Here is an 18,321-nt window from a genome sequence, read left to right as displayed (position 1 = left end):
TCCACCATGCGATTGAATCCTCTGGGCCGCACCGGCCTGTTCGTGTCCGAACTGTGCCTCGGCACCATGACGTTCGGGGGCGGCGCCGGCATCTGGAACCAGATCGGCGACCTGCAACAGGCCGACGCCGAACGCCTCGTCGGCCGCGCGCTCGACGCGGGCATCAACTTCATCGATACCGCCGACGTCTACTCGCAAGGCATTTCCGAGCAGATCACGGGCCAGGCGCTCAAGAACCTCAAGATTGTGCGCGATCAAGTGGTGGTCGCGACCAAGGTGCTCGGCGAAATGGGCCCGTCGCCGAACCAGCGCGGCGCGACGCGCTATCACATCATGGAAGGCGTGAAGGCGAGCCTCAAGCGTCTGCAGCTCGACCACATCGACCTCTATCAGATTCACGGTTTCGACCCGGCCACGCCGATCGAGGAAACCGTGCGCGCGCTCGATACGCTCGTGCAGCACGGCCATGTGCGCTACGTGGGCGTGTCGAACTGGGCCGCGTGGCAGATCGTGAAGGCGCTCGGCATTGCGCAGCATCACGGGCTCGCGCAGTTTCAGTCCTTGCAGGCGTATTACACGATCGCGGGCCGCGACCTCGAACGCGAGATCGTGCCGATGCTCGCGAGCGAAGGGCTCGGGCTGATGGTGTGGAGTCCGCTCGCGGGCGGCTTGCTGAGCGGCAAATACGGCCGCGACAAGCAGGGCGAGGCGGGCAGCCGCCGCACGACTTTCGATTTTCCGCCCGTGGAGCGCGAGCGCGCGTGGGACTGCATCGATGCGATGCGGCCGATCGCGGAAAAGAAGGGCGTGTCGGTCGCGCAGATCGCGCTGGCGTGGCTGCTGCATCAGCGTGCGGTGACGACGGTGATCATCGGCGCGAAACGCACGGATCAGCTCGATGACAACGTGGCCGCGACGAAGGTGAAGCTCAGCGCGGAAGAACTCGCGATTCTCGACGACGTCAGCGGTCTGCCTGCGGAATATCCGGGCTGGATGCTCGCACGTCAGGGCGATGCGCGGCGCGAGCAGTTGAAGCAGGCCGAGCGGGGTTGAGGTTTGCGGCGGTAGAACGTAAAAGCCGCCCGCGCGCGCGTTCATGTCGATGAGCGCGCAGTGCGGGCGGCTTTTACGCAGTGGCGGGTGTCGCGGCGTGGCGTCAGAGCGTCAGCGCGTCACGCGACGCCGCGCGGCCTCACTGCGACGCGACGATCTTCAGATGGTTCTTCACCGAGTTCACGCCCGACACGCCTTCCACGACTTGCTTGGCGTTGTCGCGATCCTCGGCGCTCGGCACGCTGCCGGTCAGCGACACGACGCCCTTGCGCGTCTTCACGTGAATGTGTTCGGACTTCACGTTCTTCGCGCCGAGCAGTTCGGCCTTCACCTTGGTGGTGATGGTGGTGTCGTCGATGTGTTGACCCACGCTTTCCGAACTCGCGGGCGCGGTGGACGCGCTGTTCGTCTGGGCGCCCGCCACGAGCGCGAAGGTCATGCAGGCCACGCCTGCGGCGGTCTTGAGCAGAGGGATGCGGTTCATGGCTTCTCCTTTTCTGGTTTCTGGTTGGATCCGCCGACTGTCTCCGCAAGGTCCGTGCCGCGCCGCGTCGATCGTCCGCGAAACCGCCGCGAAGGACGCACTATCTGGGAATTGGGCGGTTTTCTGCAGTGAAGTGAAGGTGCGGGCAGGTCGAGAAAGCGGCCCGCGATAGCGCCCCATTCGGGCACGCAATTTTGCCGGGTGATTGTAAAAACGTCGGTGGCGCACTTCAATTTGTCGGCTGATTTGCGCGCTCGCAAGGCGCGATCCCGTTATAAAACAAGCTGTTGTAAAAACTGGCATGGGTGTTGCATCAGGAAGGCTAACGCTCAACCTCATTTCAAGAACGGGACCGCCATGCCTTCCATCGCGTTACAAACGCGCCAGCATCTGGCGCTGACGCCCCGCCTCCAGCAGGCCGTGCGCCTGCTGCAGCTCTCGTCCCTCGAATTCCAGCAGGAGCTGCGCGAAGCGCTCGACACCAATCCGTTCCTCGAATACGTTCCGCCCGCGACGGAAACCGGTGAAGCCGCCGAGGCCGCCGACGGCGCGGCGGGCATCGGCGCGGCGGCGGACGCACCCACGACGACGGCCGAACTGCCCGAAGGCGGCATGGACGGCGGCATGGAAGCCGCGATGCCGCAAGATTCGTCGAGCTACAGCGACGAACCGGCCAGCTTCAGCGACGACAACTCCGGCTATCCCGACGACGGCGCCTCGTATTCGGCCGACATGCCGTCGACGGGCGCGCTGCGCACATCGTCGAATTACCGCGGCTCGGAAGATGGCGATTCCGACGCCTCCGACTGGGTGCGCGTGCCGCTCTCGCTGCGCGAGCAACTGCACGACTCGCTGCGTCTGTCGCCGCTCGACGACCTCGACCGCGCGGCGGCGCAGATCGTGATCGAAGCGCTCGACGACGACGGCTATCTGCGTCAGGAACTGTCCGAGCTGACCGACTTCGAGGACATCGGCGAAGCGCTCGACGAGGACCGCCTGCGCGTGGCGCTGCGCGTCGTGCAGACGCTCGACCGGCCCGGCATCGGCGCGCGTTCGCTGTCCGAATGTCTCGCGCTGCAACTCGACGCCATGCCCGAGGACACGCCGCATCGCGATCTCGCGCATCAAATCGTCACGCAGCATCTCGAACGCCTCGCGCGCCGCGAGAACGGCGAACTGCAGCGTCAGCTCGGCTGCGATGCGCAGGCGTTGCAGGCCGCGACCGCGCTGGTGCGCCGCCTCGATCCGAAGCCCGGCAACCATTACGGACGCGCCGACGGCGGCTATGTCGTCCCGGACGTGATCGTGCGTCAGGTGCGCGGCAAGTGGGTCGTGAGCGTGAATCCGGCCATCGAGCCGCGCGCGCGCATCCACAAGCTCTACGCCGAAATGTTCGCGCGCTCGGACCAGACGAGCCGCTCGCCGCTCGCGCAGCAATTGCAGGAAGCGCGCTGGCTGATCCGCAATGCGCACAAGCGCTGCGAAACGATTCTGCGCGTGGGCGAATGTATCGTCGCGCGTCAGAAGGCGTTCTTCCAGTACGGCGAAATCGCGCTGCGTCCGATGCTGCTGCGCGACGTCGCCGACGAACTCGGCCTGCACGAATCCACGGTTTCGCGCGCCACGGGCAACAAGTACATGGCGACGCCGCGCGGCATTTTCGAATTCAAGCGTTTCTTCCCGCGCGAGCTGGAAACGCGCACGGGCGGCACGTGCTCGGCGGCGGCGGTGCGCGCGCTGATCAAGGAAATGATCGACGCGGAAAATCCGAAGGACCCGCTCTCGGATGTGGTGCTGACGCAGGAACTCGAAAAGCAGGGCGTGCGCGTGGCGCGCCGGACGGTCACGAAGTATCGGCAGATGATGAAGCTGCCCGCGGCGGAAATGCGTCGGCAGATTTGAGCGGATGAATTGCGTTTGAAGCGTGTTTGAAAGCGGCGACGGAGTAATCCGTCGCCGCTTTTTTGCGTCGATGATTTTTCGTTCATCAGGTGGAAGGCGGGCGCGCGGCAAGGCCCGGTTAAAATGCGAGCAATCGCTCAGTTTTTCTCAGTTTTAACTTTCGCCCCCGAATCATGACTCCGACGCCACGCGGCGGCGCACGTCGCCGCCCAACTCCGCTTGACGCCCGTAAGCAGCCCAAACAGCGCCGCTCGGCCGCAACCGTCGACGCGATTCTCGAAGCGGCCGCGCGTATTCTCGAAACGCGCGGCCCCGGCGGTTACACGACCAACGCCATTGCCGAACGCGCGGGCGTGAGCGTCGGCTCGCTCTATCAATACTTTCCGAACCGCGACGCGCTCACGGCCGCATTGATCGACCGCGAGAGCGCGCCATTGCTCGTGGCGCTCGAACACGCGGGCGCGGCGAGCAGCTGCGAAGCGGCGCTGCGCGAAGTGATCAGCGCCTCGGTCGAGCATCAGATGCGGCGGCCCGTGCTCGCGCGCGTGCTCGACTTCGAGGAAGCGCGCTTGCCGCTCGGCGAACGCGATGCGCGCGTGAGCGAGCGCCTGCACGCGACGCTTTTGCACGCGTTCAGTCTCGCCGATGCGCCGCGTCTGCCGGATGTCGAGACCGCTGCGCACGATGTCTACGCGATCGTGCGCGGCATGGTCGACGCTGCGGGCGCGCGCGGAGAAACCGATGCCGCCGCGCTGGAGACGCGCGCCACGCATGCGGTGGTGGGATATCTGCTGCGCTCGGCGTGCGCGGCTTGAGTGGCTTGAGTGGCTTGAGTGGCTTAAGTGGCTTGAGCGTCGCCGATTTCAGGCGTTCGCGCCGCGCTCGCGCAAGCGCTCGATGAGCGCCATCGCGGCGGCCGGGTTGTGCGTCTTGTGGCCGCTGATCACATAGAGAAACACGTCGCGGCCCGTTTTCGCCTTGAGCGGTTTTGCATAGGTGTCCAGATCATCGGGCGTCTCGCCGTGCGACCAGGCAATCGTGCGATCGGCCCAGCGGTCGAGATCGGCGCTCGAATAGCCAAGCGGATGCCGCTCGTCCGTGCCCATGATGCGCGCGTAGACGAAGGGCGCGCTCGCGTCGGCGATCTGCGGATACTCGGAGTCGCCCGACATCACGATGGCCGCGCCGCGGCTGCGGGCCAGCGCGACGAATTCCGGCGTGCAAAAACTCTCGTGCCGCACTTCGAGCGCGTGCCGCAGCGCGCGACCGCCGACTTCGTCGGGCAGCAGGTCGAGAAAGCGCGCGTAGTCGTCGGGTTCGAAGCGCTTGCCGGGCATCAGTTGCCAGTTGATCGGCCCGAGCTTGTCGCCGAGTTCGAGCACGCCGCCCGTGAGAAAACGCTCGATCGACGCGCCGGCTTCGGCGAGCGCGCGCCGGTTCATCGCGAAGCGCGGGCCTTTTAGCGCGAACACGAAGTCGTCGGGCGTCTCGTCTCGCCAGCGCGCGAAGCTCGTCGGACGCTGCGCGCCGTAGTACGTCGAGTTGATTTCGAGCGAGCCGAGGCGGCGGCTCGCGTAATCGAGTTCGAGGCGCTGGGCGAGTCCGTCGGGATAGAAGGCGCCGCGCCACGGCGCGTAGATCCAGCCGCCGATGCCGACGCGAATGCGTCCCGCTGGCTTGCGCGTGTTGGGGCGGGCGGCGGCGGAGGAGCGTGTCATCGATTCGTCCGTGTTCGTTGGTGTTCGTTCGTGAGGGTCCGCTTTAAGGCGCTGGGCGCGGCAGTTTGGCACGCCCAGCGCAGCGTGAATGGCATGGCAGATTTTCGGAGCGTTTTAGGCATAGTCCGATATTTTCTGGGATGGAGTGAGGCTAATTTAGTCGGTGTGTGTCAGACAAACCTCACTTGGAATATCAGATGCAGTCTCGTCCTACTCCAGAGCTGACCGATGCGCAATGGCGCAGCGTCGAACCGCTCTTTCATGAAATCCGCTCCAGCGGTCCGCGTCGCGGCCGTCCCGCGCATAGCCCGCGTGCCGTTTTCGAAGGCATCGTCTGGGTGCTCACCACCGGTTCCGTCTGGGCGAAGCTGCCCGAGCGCTACCCCGACTTCCGCACCTGCCATCGCCGCTTCAAGCTGTGGTTCGACGCGGGGCTCGTGCAGCAGGCCATGTCGCGTCTCTACGGCGAAGAAGGGCTCGCGCTGTGCGCGGCCATGAGCGCGCGCATGCAGCCGTGGCGCGCACCGGCCGGTCGCAAGGCGCCTCGATTTCCGGTAGCGCTCTCGCTGCGCTGGCCGCTCGCGCGCACCTGAAGGCGACGCGGTTTCGTTGCGTGCGTCAAGCGGATTATGAGTCCGCCGCCGCGTTCATGCGCGCCCAGACCGGCTTCCACCACGCCTTGTCGCTGAACGTTTCGATGGGCACGTCGGTGTTCAGTTGCACGGTCATGCGTCTTTCCTCGTCGTCGAGCGCCTCGGCGTTCGCGAGTTGCGTGGCGAGCACCGCTTCGCCCGCATCCGAAGGATCGCGCGGCCCGGCCGCGCGCGCGTTCACGCGTTCCACGAGCCGCGCCGTGTCGGCGTGAAAGTCGAGTATCAGCATCGGCACGCCTGAACGCTGCGCGAGTTCTGCGAAGCGTTGGCGGTTCGCCCGCTGCAGGAAGGTCGCGTCAATCAGCACCGTATAGCCCGCGCCCAGCACCTCGGACGCCAGCGCGACGAGCCGCGTGTAATGCGCGTCGATCGCCTCGCGCGTGTAAGCTTGCGGCGGCAGCGCGCCCAGCGCGGGCGCGTCGAGCACGTTGGCGCGTTTGCGCTCGATATCGCTTGAAATGCGGATCGCGCCGCTCAAGGCCGCGAACGCACGGCTCGCGACCGACTTCCCCGAACCCGAAAAGCCGTGGCAAAGCAGCAGCCACGGCGGACGCGTGCTGTTGGCTTCGCGGACCTCGCGCGCCGCGAGGTCGAGGTAGCGCTGGCCTGGCGTCGGGGTTTGGGCGGCGTCGTCGGCGGTGGCGGGCGGCGTCTTCAGTTGCGCGACGAGCGCCCGCACCAGCGCGCGATAGACAACATAAAGGCGCAGCGCGGCCAGCCCGCCGAAGTCGCCGGTCGCGTCGAGATAGCGCGCGAGCAGGCGATTGGCGAGATCGTCTCGGCCGTGCGCGCGCAGGTCCATCACGAGAAAGGCCAGATCGCTGGCGATGTCGATCCAGCGCAGCGCCTCGCTGAACTCGATGCAGTCGAACAGCAGCGCGTGCCGTCCGCACCGAACGATGTTGTCGAGATGCAGATCGCCGTGGCAGGCGCGCACGAAGCCGTCGATGCGGCGCGCGTCGAGCCGTGAGGCGAGGCGCGTCAGCGCGGCTTCGCACCACGCGCGCAACGCGGCGTCGCGCACGAATCCGGCGCTGCGCGCGTCGCGTTCGAGCGGCACGAGCGCGTCGAATATCTGTCGGCCCAGCAGCGACGCCGATCCATAAGGCGTGGCGCAACCTGGCGCGCCCCGCACGCCGCCGACACGCGGCGCCTCGCGATGGCAGGCGGCGAGTTTGGCGGCGGCGGCGTCGATATCGGCGGACGAGAGGACACCCGCCGCGAGCCGCCGGGAAAACAGTTCGCGCTGATCGAAGCGCCGCATGCGCACGGCGTAATCGAACACGCCCGCAACGCTGAACACGTCGCCGACGCCACGCGCCGCACGCTTCAGCACGACACCGCGCGCACGCCGCACGATCGCCTGGACATCACGATAAATCTGTCCCGCGAAAGGCCGGTTGATCCGGATTTCGGCCTCGCAGCAGCGCCGCCGCGCGTCGAGCGTCGTGAAATCGACGAAACCGAAATTGACCGGCTTCATGATTTTGTATGCGTAGCGCCCGGCCAGATACACCACGGAAATATGCGTTTCGATCCGCACGATGCGGCCCGCCGGGTGCGCATAGGTGCGCGTGCGGCGCAGCGCTTTGTCGAGAGCGCGGCCGTGGCGGCGCGCGGCGCGCAGGCGGTTCTGGACGTGGAGCGCGGCGGGGGGCTTGGTGTCGGTGTCGGGCATCGGCGGCTGGAGGCGTCAGATCGGTGGTGTCGAGGAGGAGGGAGGAAGCGCGAAGCCGAACCGCAGCGTCGAGCTTCCGAGCATACCGCGTGCCGTTCGCCGCCGACGCGGCTGTGCCCCCCGTGCGCGCCCATGCCGCCTTCCGACGACCGCACGGGACCGGCATCCGCGCGATTGAGCGAATCATCCTGCGCGGGCGTCAGTCTCGGGCGACCTTTGCGGGATTGGCCGCCTGTGCGCGATACTGTGAGGCTCAACGCAACGGAATCTTCGGCACATGGCGCATTTCGACGTATTCAACGGCGACGCGGACGGCATCTGCGCGCTGCATCAGCTTCGCCTCGCCCGGCCGCGCGAGGCCACGCTGGTCACCGGCGTGAAGCGCGACATCGCGCTCGTCAAACGCGTGGACGCGCACGAGGGCGACTCGCTCACCGTGCTCGACATCTCGTTCGACACCAACCGCGAAGCGGTCAACGCCTTGCTGCGCAAGGGCGTGCACGTCGAGTACTTCGACCACCATCACGCCGGCGACCTGCCGGTCAACGTCAATCTCATCGCCCATATCGACACCACCGCGCAGGTCTGCACGAGCGTGCTGGTCGATCGTCATCTGGGCGGCCGCCATCGTCCGTGGGCGATCGCGGCGGCGTTCGGCGACAACCTGCCCGCCACCGCCCAGGCGCTCGCGCGCGAGGCCGGTCTCTCTGACACGCAGACGGAGCAGCTTTGCGAACTCGGCGAGTCGCTCAACTACAACGCTTACGGCGACTGCGTCGAAGACCTCTTTATCGCGCCCGCCGCGCTTTACGAGGCGATCAAGCCTTACGCCGATCCGTTCGAGTTCATCGCTTCGGCGCCGCTGATGCAGCGTCTGTCGGCCTGCCGCCGCGACGATCTCGAACTGGCCCAGGAAATCACGCCGCTGGTCGCGTTCCAGTACGGCAGCGTTTGCGTGCTGCCCGACGAACCGTGGGCGCGGCGCGTGCGCGGCGTGTTCGCGAACGTGCTCGCGCTGGAGGAGCCGTCGTGCGCGCACGCGGTGCTGACCCTGAACGCGGACGGCAACTATGCCGCGAGCGTGCGCGCGCCGCTCGAACGTCCGCGCGGCGCCGACGAACTGTGCCGCGCGTTCCCCGGCGGCAACGGCCGGGTGGGCGCGGCGGGCATCGACTGCCTCGAATCGGACAAGCTCGACCAGTTCTGCACCGCGTTCGCGCGCGTGTTCGGCGGCGTCAAGACGCGTTGAGCGTTCTGCGCGCCCTCAGTGAGCCGCAGTGAACCTCACGCCGCGCCGCCCGCTTGCGGCGTGCGCGAGGTGCGCGACTGCGACCAGCGCCAGTTCTTGATCTCGGGCATGTCGTCGCCGTATTCATCGACGTAGCGGCGATGCTCCGCAAGCTTGTCGTGCAGCGTCTGCCGCAGGTGCGCGGCGCGCTGCGCGAGGCCTTCCACGCGGTCGATCACGGCTTCGCACAGGTGGAAGCGGTCGAGCCGGTTCACCACCGTCATGTCGAACGGCGTGGTCGTCGTGCCTTCCTCGATAAAGCCGTGCACGTGGATGTTCGCGTGATTCATGCGCCGGTACGTGAGCCGGTGGATCAGCGACGGGTAGCTGTGATGCGCGAAGATCACGGGCCGGCTCACGGTGAACAGCGCGTTGAAATCGGCGTCCGACAGACCATGCGGATGACGGTCGGCGGGTTCGAGCGTCATCAGATCCACCACGTTCACCACGCGGATCTTGAGATCGGGCAGCCAGCCGCGCAGGAGATCGACGGCCGCGAGCGTCTCCAGCGTCGGCACGTCGCCCGCGCAGGCCATCACCACGTCGGGCTCGCCGCCTTCGTCGTTGCTCGCCCATTGCCAGATGCCGATGCCGTCCGCGCAGTGGCGGATCGCCGCGTCCATATCGAGCCATTGCGGCTGCGGCTGCTTGCCCGCCACGACGATATTGATGCGGTTCCAGGTGCGCAGCACGTGATCGGTCACGGCGAGCAGCGTGTTGGCGTCGGGCGGCAGATAGACGCGCACCGTGTCGGCCTTCTTGTTCACCGCGTAGTCGATAAAGCCGGGGTCCTGATGGCTGAAGCCGTTATGGTCCTGGCGCCACACGTGCGACGTGAGCAGGTAATTGAGCGAGGGCAGCGGCCGCCGCCACGGAATCTCGCGGATGACCTTCAGCCACTTCGCATGCTGGTTGAACATCGAATCGATGATGTGGATGAACGCCTCGTAGCACGACATGAAGCCGTGCCGCCCCGTCAGCAGATAGCCTTCGAGCCAGCCCTGGCAGGTGTGCTCGGAGAGGATTTCCATCACGCGGCCGTCCTGCGCGAGCTGGATGTCGTCGGGCGTGGTTTCGGCGAGCCAGGTGCGCGAGGTCACGTCGAAGACATCGGACCAGCGGTTCGAGGCGGTTTCGTCGGGGCCGAAGATGCGGAAGTTGCGCGTCGGCAGATTCACGCGCATCACTTCGCGCAGGAACGCGCCCATCACGCGCGTGGCTTCGGCGTCGACCTGGCCCGGCGACGGCACCTCCACCGCGTGGCGCTCGAACGCGGGCACGCGCAGTTCGCGCACGCGTCCGCCGCCGTTCGAACGCGGATTCGCGCTCATGCGCCGTTCGCCGCGCGGCGCGAGCGCGGCGATTTCGGGCGCGAGCCGGCCGTGTTCGTCGAACAGTTCTTCGGGTCGATAGCCGCGCATCCAGCTTTCGAGCAGCGCGAGATGGCCGGGCTTGCCGATGTTCGCGAGCGGCACCTGATGCGCGCGCCACGAGCCTTCGGTCTTGAGTCCGTCGACGGACTTCGGGCCGGTCCATCCCTTAGGCGTCCGTAACACAATCATCGGCCAGCGCGGCCGCTCGATCTGCGCCTTGGGATCGGCTTCGGCCTGCGCGCGCGCCGACTGCTGGATGCGCGCGATCTCGTCGAACACGGTGTCGAAGGCGGCGGCCATCAGACGGTGACCGTTGACGGGATCGTCGGTTTCGACGAACACGGGCTCGTAACCGTAACCGCGCATCAGCGAAGCGAGTTCGTCGTCGCCGATGCGCGCGAGCACGGTCGGTCCCGCGATCTTGAAGCCGTTCAGATGCAGGATGGGCAGCACCGCGCCGTCCGTCACCGGATTGAGGAACTTGTTCGAATGCCAGGCGGTGGCGAGCGGCCCGGTTTCGGCTTCGCCGTCGCCGATCACGCAGGCGACGATCAGATCGGGACTGTCGAACACCGCGCCATAGGCGTGCGACAGCGCATAACCGAGTTCGCCGCCTTCGTGGATCGAACCGGGCGTCTGTGGCGCGACGTGGCTCGGAATGCCGCCCGGAAAGCTGAACTGCTTGAACAGCACCGCCATGCCTTCCTCGTCCTGCGGCACGTTCGGCCAGGTCTCGCTGTAGGTGCCTTCGAGCCAGGTGTTGGCGACCACGGCCGGTCCGCCGTGTCCCGGCCCCGCGAGAAACAGCAGATCGAGATCGCGCTCGTTGATGACGCGGTTCAGGTGCGTGTAGAGAAAATTGAGGCCGGGCGTGGTGCCCCAGTGGCCGAGCAGGCGCGGCTTCACGTGCGTGAGTTGCAGCGGCTCGCGCAGCAGCGGATTGGCGAGCAGATAAATCTGGCCGACCGAGAGATAGTTCGCGGCGCGCCACCAGGCGTCCATGCGCTGCAATTGTTCGTCGGAAAGCGGCGGGCGGGCGGAAGCGGTGAGGGGGCTCATGCGGGCTCCTGTTTGGCCTGGGTGGGCCTGGGTGGCTCCTGTCGCGCGCGGCGGCGCGGCATAAGACGGACGGATCGGCGCGCGAAGGCGTTCGCGCGCGAGAGGACGGGCACGTGAGCGCCGCGAGGCGTTCGAGGAGGCGATGCGCGGCGTACGCCACGGGAACGCGGGGCGCCGACATGGCGTCAGGGCTCGCGCTATGTTGCCACGTTCGATGGAAGCGCTTTCGCTGAGTGTGCGAAGGGGTTTCGTCTGCGCCGATAGGCACGAATATGCATGGATGCGCGCGGATAGATGCCGATATCTTCCCCTGCGCGCGCGTGTCGCAGCGGACGCCCTTATCGCGGCGCGCGTGCCGACCGCGTAACATGAATGACGATGCGTCCCCGTGCGCGCTGCGCTGCACACGGCCTGCCGGACGCGCAACCGCCACGCGGCACGACCGCATGGCAAGCACGGCGCCACGCCAGGAGGACGACGATGCGAGCGATGCTGTTCGACGGCACGAGTCCGCGACTGCGCGACGTGGAGCTTCCCGATCCGGTGCCGCGCGCGGGGGAATTGCTGATCGACGTGGAGGCCTGCGGCGTGTGCCGCACCGACCTTCACGTGGTCGACGGCGACCTCACGCAACCGAAGCGGCCCGTGATTCCGGGCCACGAAATCGTCGGCACCGTGGCGGCGCTCGGCGAAGGCGTCACGGGTTTCGCACCCGGCGACCGCGTGGGCGTGCCGTGGCTCGGCCACACCTGCGGCCACTGCCGCTTCTGTCTGCGTGGCCGCGAAAATCTCTGCGACGCGCCCGGTTTCACCGGCTACACGATCGACGGCGGCTACGCCGAACGCACCGTCGCCGACGCCCATTACTGCTTCCATCTGCCGCGCCAGTACAGCAGCGTCGCGGCCGCGCCGCTGCTGTGCGCGGGACTCATCGGTTATCGCACGCTGACGCTCGCGGGCGAGGCCGACTGCATCGGCATCTACGGATTCGGCGCGGCGGCACATATCGTCGCTCAGCTTGCGCGGCATCAGGGCCGCACGGTTTACGCATTCACGCGCCCCGGCGATAAGGCCGCGCAGGACTTCGCGCGGCGGCTCGGCGCGGCGTGGGCCGGCGGCAGCGACGAATTGCCGCCCGAGCCGCTCGACGCCGCCTTGCTGTTCGCGCCCGTCGGCGCGCTCGTGCCCGCCGCGTTGCGCGCGGTGACGAAGGGCGGCGCGGTGGTCTGCGGCGGCATCCACATGAGCGACATTCCGTCGTTTCCCTACGCGTGGCTCTGGGAGGAGCGGCGCATCGTCTCGGTCGCGAATCTCACGCGCGACGACGGCGCGGCGTTCATGGCGATCGCCGCGCGTCACACGCTCGACATCGAGACCACGCCGTATCCGCTTGCGCGCGCGAACGAGGCGCTTGCCGATCTGCGCGAGGGGCGGCTGACGGGCGCGGCCGTGCTGACGATGCGTTGAGCGGCGCGCGATCGTCCTCATCTATAGAGAAGGCGCGGCAAGGAACGATAACGAACACAGCACGAACACAGCGAACCGATTTTCGATAGCGCGAGCGGCGACGCGCCGTTCGCCGCGCATCATGGGCGAAGCCCGGGAGGTCACGATGTACAAGCAGATTCTGGTAGCGGTCGACGGCAGCCGTCACGGCCGACGTGCGCTGGACGAGGCGATCAAGGTCGCGAAGGCGACGGGCAGCGCGGTCATCGCGTTGTACGTCGTGCAGCATCCGGCGCGTCTCGTCGATATCAGCACGGGTTTCGCGGAAGAACAGACGCGTCACTCCGCCGAAGCCGACGTCGCGACCGCGGCGCTCGACGAAGCGAAAACCGCGCTCGCCGACGCCGGCGTGAGCGGCACCACGCGCGCCGCCGATTCGAACGGCGAGGAGATCGCCGCCGTGATCTACCGCATCGCGGCGGAGGAGGAAGCCGATCTCGTCGTCATGGGCACGCGCGGATTGTCGGGCGTGAAGCGCTTGTTGCTCGGCAGCGTGGCGGAGAGTTTTCTGCGTATGGCGGACCGTCCGGTGATGCTCGTGCGCCATGACGAGCCGCCGCCGGTCTCGGCGTGAGCGTGGCGGCCCGCGCGTCGATCCGTCGCAAAAACGAAGCCAGCGCATGCCTGGTCATGCGTTTTGATGTAGGGGGTATCCCGAAATATGACTTCAATCAGGCGTTGCGGCGTCTTTGGGCGCGCGGGCATGCGGCTTCGTGCCTATGATGTGGGTTCGATCCCGTTGACGTTGCGATAGGCCGTAGTCCGAACGATCGGGCCGCGTGGTATCGCATGTTGCGTTGCATCAGGCGGCAGCGCGCGCCACGGCGTGGCGGGATCGCGCTTGCCGCCCGCGCTTGTGCAGCGCAACGCGTGGCGGCGTCGTCATGCTGCCCGGCGCCCAGCCGGGTCCCGCACTCTCGTGAGGAACTCGATCATGACTCAAGCTTCCCATCCATCGTTCGATGCATGCCGCGCCAGCGCGTCTGCCGCGCTGAGCTGGCTCGTGCAGCAACAGCAATGGCGCGAGCAGATGCTCAAGCTGTGGCAGCGCCGCCTCGAACGCGATCGCCATGCGCTCGAAGGCACGCTCGAATCGCTGCACGGCGCGCAGGACTGGAGCGATTTTTCGGCGGCGTCGCAAACGGTCTGGCGCGACTATCTGAGCGCGAGCGCGGCGCTCTGGCAGGAGGGCGTGACGGCGTCGATGCAGGGCGCGGGCGCGTGGAGCGACGTCGCGCGCGACATGGCACAGCATTGGCAGAATTCGCTCGACGTGTTGCAGCGCGGCACGGCGGCCCCGAAGAACGGCGCGGCCCTGCCGATGCGCGAGTGGATGGCGGCGTTCGAGCGCGCGATGAGCGGCGCGGCGGCGCAGGCGGCGAGCGTCGCGAACACGATGGCGGCCGCGGCGGGTGCGCCGGATGCCACCAGCGCGGCGTCGGGCGGCGGCGCGCGCGCGTCGAAAAAGCACGAATCGAGCGCGGGCGGAGGTCAGCATGGCCGATGAGCGCATTGCTTTCGTCACCGGCGGCATGGGCGGACTCGGCGCGGCGATCAGCCGCCGACTTGCCGAAGCGGGCTTCAAGGTTGCCGTGACGTGCTCGAAAGGCAACGACCACGTGGCCGCCTGGCTCGACGCCGAGCGCGCGGCGGGCCGCGTCTTCGAACACTATGCGATGGACGTCGCCGACCACGACGACTGCGCGCGCACCTCGGAGCGCGTGCTCGCGGATCTGGGCCGCATCGACGTGCTCGTGAATAACGCGGGCATCACCTGCGACCGCACCTTCGTGAAGATGACCAAGGCCGACTGGGACTGCGTGCTGCGCACCGATCTCGACGCACTCTTCAACGTCACCAAACCTTATCTGCCGGGCATGCTCGAACGCGGCTTCGGGCGCATCGTCAATGTGGGTTCGGTGAACGGATCGCGCGGCGCGTTCGGGCAGACCAATTACGCGGCGGCGAAGGCGGGCCTGCACGGCTTCACGAAGTCGCTCGCGCTCGAAGTGGCGAAGAAGGGCGTGACGGTGAACACGATATCGCCGGGCTATCTCGCCACGCATATGGTCGAGGCCGTGCCCGAAGAGGTGATGAAGACGCGCATCCTGCCGCAGATTCCGGTCGGGCGGCTCGGGCGGCCCGAGGAAGTCGCGGCGCTGGTCGCGTTCCTCTGTTCCGACGACGCCGCGTTCATCACGGGCGCGGATATCGCCATCAACGGCGGGATGCACATGCAATGAAGCCGACGAGAACGCGTAGCGCGGGCGCTCAGCCGCGTCCGCCGCGCAGCGGTGCCGAGGAGGCCGCCGGGCGCGAGACGGCCGGTGCGGGAGCGCCGCGGGCGAAGGCTTCGGGTGCCTCGTCGTCCAGTGGGGTTGATCCGTTTGGATCGTTTGGTACGTTTGGTCCGTTCGATCTGGCGGTGCGCGCGGCGCTGTCGTTGCAGGCGGGCGGCCTGTCGCCCGTATCGGCGTCGCTCGCGTGGCTCGACTGGAGCACGCATCTCGCGAGCGCGCCCGCCACCTGCTTCGCGCTGGGCACGCGTGCATGGACCGACGCGCTGGGCGCGTGGCGTTCGGCGTGGCCCGGCGCGGTTTCATCGACGCAAGATGCGCCCGCCGACAAACGTTTCGCCGCGCCCGCGTGGTCCACGTGGCCCTACAGCGCATGGCGCGACGCGTATTGGCGCACGCAGTCGTGGTGGCGCGAGGCGACCGGGGCCGACGCGGGCGTCGATCCCCATCGCGCCGATCTCGTGCGTTTCATGGCGCGGCTCTGGCTCGACGCGGCGTCGCCCAGCAATTTCGCCGCGACCAATCCCACGGTGCTCGACGCCGCGCGCGCCAGCGGCGGCGCGAACTTCGTCGCGGGCTATCAGCATTGGCTCGATGATTGCGTCACGCAGGCCCGGCACGCGGCGGGCGGCGCGCCCGAGCCGCTCGCGTTCGAGCCGGGCAAGGATGTGGCGGTGACGCCCGGTAAGGTCGTCTGGCGCAATGCGCTCTGCGAACTGCTGCAATACGCGCCGACCACGCCGCGCGTCGCGCGCGAACCGGTGTTCGTCGTGCCGTCGTGGATCATGAAGTACTACGTGCTCGATCTTCAGCCGCACAATTCGCTGGTGCGTTTTCTCGTCGATCAGGGCTTCACGGTGTTCATGCTGTCGTGGCACAACCCGTCGCCGGCCGAGCGCGACTGGCGTCTCGACGATTATCTGAGCGCCGTGTTCGAGGCGCTCGCGGCCGCCCGCGCGCGTTGCGGCGACGCGCCCGTGCACGCGGTCGGCTATTGCCTCGGCGGCACGCTGCTGGCGATCGCGGCGGCGGCGCTCGGGTCGCCGACTCAGTCACCGTCGTCGTCGCAGACTGTCCAGGACGCCGCGCCGATCGGCGCCGAGGCGCTGCGCTCGGTCTCGCTGCTCGCCGCGCAAACCGATTTCAGCGAGCCGGGCGAACTGCGTTTCTTTATCGGCGAGAGCGAGCTTGCGGCGCTCGATGCGCTGATGGCGCGTCAAGGCTGTCTCGAAGGCGAACAGATGGCCGCAACGTTCCAGTTGCTCAATATGCGCGATCTCGTCTGGGCGCGCGCGGTGAACGACTATCTGCTCGGCGAGCGCGCGAAGCCCAACGATCTGATGTCCTGGAACGCCGATATCACGCGCATGCCGTACCGCATGCACAGCGAGTATCTGCGACGCCTTTATCTGCACAACGATCTCGCGGCAGGACGTTATGAGGTGAATGGCCGCGCGGTTTCGCTCGGCGATATCGCGCAGCCGATGTTCATGGTCGGCACCGAGCGCGATCACGTATCGCCGTGGCGGTCGGTCTATCGGCTGCTGCAATCGACACACAACCCGGTGACGTTTCTGCTGACGTCGGGCGGGCACAACGCGGGCATCGTGTCGGAGCCGGGGCATCCGCGTCGTCACTATCGCTGTGCGGTTCGCGACGCGGACGCGCCGTGGCGCACGCCGCAAACCTTCTTCGACGAGACGCCGCCCCTCGACGGTTCGTGGTGGCCGCGCTTCGCTGAGTGGCTGCACGCGCAGTCGAGCGAAAAAATTTTTGCGCGTGAGCTTGAAGCGGGTCTTGCAAACGCGCCGGGCGTCTATATCTTCGAGCGGTAGGCGCGATCGCGGGGAGTCAAAGATCAGGCTGAGCCTGGTCATCTCCGTGAATTGATAAGGAGTCCGGTGGATTGTTGCGCGTGAACTATCACGAAACATCACGTAGCATCGCGCTTTGCAGTCGCGGACAAACGCATCATTCTTTCGAAGTTTTCCAGGAGTCTGTCATGAGCACCATTTCTCGCCACGATCCGTTCACGCTCGACGGTGTACCCGATCTGTTTCAAGGGTTGTTCCGGCCGATGCGCAGCGCGGGCGGCCTCGAAGGGCAGGCGGCGAGTATCCGCATCGACGTGACGGAAAACGATGCCGGTTATACGGTCAAGGCGGAAATGCCCGGCGTCGCCAAGCAGGACATCGACGTGAAAATCGACGGCAATCTGGTCTCGATCGCGGCCAGGGTCGAGCGCGGCGCCGAATTGAAGGAGGGCGAGCGCGTGCTACGCCGCGAGCGTTATACGGGCAGCGTGAGCCGCTCGTTCACGCTGGCCGCCGACGTCGACGAGGCGCAGGCGAGTGCGAGCTACAACGACGGCGTGTTGACGCTCGTGTTGCCGAAGAAGGCAGCGGCCGCGAGCAAGCGTCTCGAGATCCATTAAAGGTCCACTGAGGGTGCATTAAGGCCTGCTCGACGGGCATGGCCGATGCGGCGCGCCGTTCGCGATTGTTGCGGACGGCGCGCCGCATTTTTACTACTGGCGCAAAGATCGCGATGCCGTAACGCGACGAAACACGGTTGTAGCGAAACTGTACGTTTAGCCCGCTATGCTGGTCAGCACTGTGAGTTCTGGACAGGAGAGATCCGATGCTCAGTCACCACGAACTGGCCGCGCTGCTGCTGATCCGCGACGCGAATACGCCGCTGCAGACGCTCGATTCCGATTTTCTGGCGCTCGCGCGCTACCAGCTCGTCGAAATGGACGAAGACGAACGCGGCTACGCGCCGCGTCTTACGCGCCGAGGTCAGGAGCTATTGCGGCGGCTGACACACGACGGACACGATGTTGGGCACGATGACCTCTGGAACGAAGAGGGCGGCACGGCGTGAAATCCGCGCAGCGTGGGCGAAATCGATGCAGCACGGATTTTGTCAAGAGGCGATTATCCGGCGCTACGATCGTTACAAGCGTGTAACGAAATGTGAGGCGCTTTGAGATAGAGTGCTGCCTTTTGTTGCAGTCCAGGCTGCCGTCCACCGAGAGTACACCCATGAAAGTCATCGCCAAGCCGTTCGCCCGTCTGTCCGCCCTGATGCTGTGCGCCGCCATGGCCGCGCCGATCGCCGCGGTCGCCGCTCCGCATCATCACCAGGTCTGCCACACCGAGATGAACCATCATCATCATCCGGTTCGCGTCTGCCACGACGCGCGCTAAGCCCGGCGCAACCGAGCATGCCGCACTCAGGTGCGGCATTTTTTTCTTCCGTAATAGTTCGTTATCCGTAGTAATGAGCGGATATGGAATGACCGGATATT

At 66.8% G+C, this 18,321-nt stretch carries 17 protein-coding genes; 13 read left to right on the top strand and 4 right to left on the bottom strand.

The window, feature by feature from the left end; genetic code table 11:
- Positions 1 to 6 precede the first annotated feature (6 nt).
- A complete protein-coding gene (locus U4Y88_RS04315; RefSeq protein ID WP_321782483.1) occupies positions 7 to 1,053 on the top strand; it encodes an aldo/keto reductase in 1,047 nt (348 codons plus the stop codon).
- Positions 1,054 to 1,192: 139 nt separating this feature from the next.
- On the opposite strand, the gene U4Y88_RS04310 is transcribed toward U4Y88_RS04315, so the two are convergent.
- Positions 1,193 to 1,537 carry a BON domain-containing protein gene (locus tag U4Y88_RS04310; RefSeq protein ID WP_224015465.1) on the bottom strand — a complete coding sequence of 115 codons (345 nt, stop codon included), beginning with the start codon at positions 1,535 to 1,537 and terminating at the stop codon, positions 1,193 to 1,195.
- Positions 1,538 to 1,894: 357 nt separating this feature from the next.
- Here U4Y88_RS04310 and U4Y88_RS04305 point away from each other — a divergent pair, with 357 nt between their 5' ends.
- A complete protein-coding gene (locus tag U4Y88_RS04305) occupies positions 1,895 to 3,439 on the top strand; it encodes an RNA polymerase factor sigma-54 (RefSeq protein ID WP_321782481.1) in 1,545 nt (514 codons plus the stop codon).
- 173 nt (positions 3,440 to 3,612) lie between these two features.
- On the top strand, positions 3,613 to 4,254 hold the full coding sequence (locus tag U4Y88_RS04300) for a TetR/AcrR family transcriptional regulator (RefSeq protein WP_321782479.1): 642 nt from the start codon (positions 3,613 to 3,615) through the stop codon (positions 4,252 to 4,254).
- Positions 4,255 to 4,302: 48 nt separating this feature from the next.
- Here the strand turns inward: U4Y88_RS04300 and U4Y88_RS04295 are convergent, their stop codons facing one another.
- The gene (locus U4Y88_RS04295) at positions 4,303 to 5,157 is read right to left on the bottom strand and encodes a DUF72 domain-containing protein (protein WP_321782477.1); all 855 of its coding nucleotides are present in this window, start codon (positions 5,155 to 5,157) and stop codon (positions 4,303 to 4,305) included.
- Between the two features lie 197 nt (positions 5,158 to 5,354).
- Between U4Y88_RS04295 and U4Y88_RS04290 the strand changes: the two genes are divergently transcribed.
- The gene (locus U4Y88_RS04290) at positions 5,355 to 5,750 is read left to right on the top strand and encodes a transposase (protein ID WP_224012293.1); all 396 of its coding nucleotides are present in this window, start codon (positions 5,355 to 5,357) and stop codon (positions 5,748 to 5,750) included.
- Between the two features lie 34 nt (positions 5,751 to 5,784).
- Here U4Y88_RS04290 and U4Y88_RS04285 read toward each other — a convergent pair whose 3' ends face one another.
- Positions 5,785 to 7,488: an AAA family ATPase gene (locus U4Y88_RS04285; protein WP_321782475.1), complete on the bottom strand. Its 1,704-nt coding sequence runs from the start codon at positions 7,486 to 7,488 to the stop codon at positions 5,785 to 5,787.
- A 277-nt stretch (positions 7,489 to 7,765) separates the two neighbouring features.
- Between U4Y88_RS04285 and U4Y88_RS04280 the strand changes: the two genes are divergently transcribed.
- Positions 7,766 to 8,737: an acetyltransferase gene (locus U4Y88_RS04280; RefSeq protein WP_224012291.1), complete on the top strand. Its 972-nt coding sequence runs from the start codon at positions 7,766 to 7,768 to the stop codon at positions 8,735 to 8,737.
- A 35-nt stretch (positions 8,738 to 8,772) separates the two neighbouring features.
- Here U4Y88_RS04280 and U4Y88_RS04275 read toward each other — a convergent pair whose 3' ends face one another.
- Positions 8,773 to 11,208 carry a phosphoketolase family protein gene (locus U4Y88_RS04275; RefSeq protein WP_321782473.1) on the bottom strand — a complete coding sequence of 812 codons (2,436 nt, stop codon included), beginning with the start codon at positions 11,206 to 11,208 and terminating at the stop codon, positions 8,773 to 8,775.
- A gap of 480 nt (positions 11,209 to 11,688) precedes the next feature.
- Between U4Y88_RS04275 and U4Y88_RS04270 the strand changes: the two genes are divergently transcribed.
- From U4Y88_RS04270 to U4Y88_RS04235, 8 genes are all read left to right on the top strand, one after another.
- Positions 11,689 to 12,675 (top strand): zinc-dependent alcohol dehydrogenase family protein, encoded by a 987-nt coding sequence (locus tag U4Y88_RS04270; RefSeq protein WP_321782471.1) that lies wholly within the window; start codon positions 11,689 to 11,691, stop codon positions 12,673 to 12,675.
- Positions 12,676 to 12,820: 145 nt separating this feature from the next.
- Positions 12,821 to 13,288: a universal stress protein gene (locus tag U4Y88_RS04265; RefSeq protein WP_224012288.1), complete on the top strand. Its 468-nt coding sequence runs from the start codon at positions 12,821 to 12,823 to the stop codon at positions 13,286 to 13,288.
- 360 nt (positions 13,289 to 13,648) lie between these two features.
- Positions 13,649 to 14,221, top strand: coding sequence for a hypothetical protein (locus U4Y88_RS04260; protein WP_321782469.1), 573 nt, complete (start codon positions 13,649 to 13,651; stop codon positions 14,219 to 14,221).
- Complete coding sequence (phbB, locus tag U4Y88_RS04255; protein WP_321782467.1) at positions 14,211 to 14,957, top strand: acetoacetyl-CoA reductase; 747 nt, start codon at positions 14,211 to 14,213, stop codon at positions 14,955 to 14,957. Before U4Y88_RS04260 ends, phbB begins: the two co-directional genes overlap by 11 nt.
- The gene (locus tag U4Y88_RS04250) at positions 14,954 to 16,846 is read left to right on the top strand and encodes a PHA/PHB synthase family protein (RefSeq protein ID WP_321782465.1); all 1,893 of its coding nucleotides are present in this window, start codon (positions 14,954 to 14,956) and stop codon (positions 16,844 to 16,846) included. Before phbB ends, U4Y88_RS04250 begins: the two co-directional genes overlap by 4 nt.
- 167 nt (positions 16,847 to 17,013) lie before the next feature.
- Positions 17,014 to 17,445 carry an Hsp20/alpha crystallin family protein gene (locus U4Y88_RS04245; protein WP_321782463.1) on the top strand — a complete coding sequence of 144 codons (432 nt, stop codon included), beginning with the start codon at positions 17,014 to 17,016 and terminating at the stop codon, positions 17,443 to 17,445.
- 206 nt (positions 17,446 to 17,651) lie between these two features.
- Positions 17,652 to 17,894 carry a hypothetical protein gene (locus U4Y88_RS04240; protein WP_224012283.1) on the top strand — a complete coding sequence of 81 codons (243 nt, stop codon included), beginning with the start codon at positions 17,652 to 17,654 and terminating at the stop codon, positions 17,892 to 17,894.
- A 161-nt stretch (positions 17,895 to 18,055) separates the two neighbouring features.
- Positions 18,056 to 18,220, top strand: coding sequence for a hypothetical protein (locus U4Y88_RS04235; RefSeq protein ID WP_224012282.1), 165 nt, complete (start codon positions 18,056 to 18,058; stop codon positions 18,218 to 18,220).
- Positions 18,221 to 18,321: the final 101 nt, after the last annotated feature.

The sequence above is a fragment of the Paraburkholderia sp. J94 genome (assembly GCF_905220285.1).
GTDB lineage: Bacteria > Pseudomonadota > Gammaproteobacteria > Burkholderiales > Burkholderiaceae > Paraburkholderia > Paraburkholderia tropica_A.
Note: the sequence above shows the minus strand (reverse complement) of the source record. Positions and strands in the feature narration are given on the sequence as shown.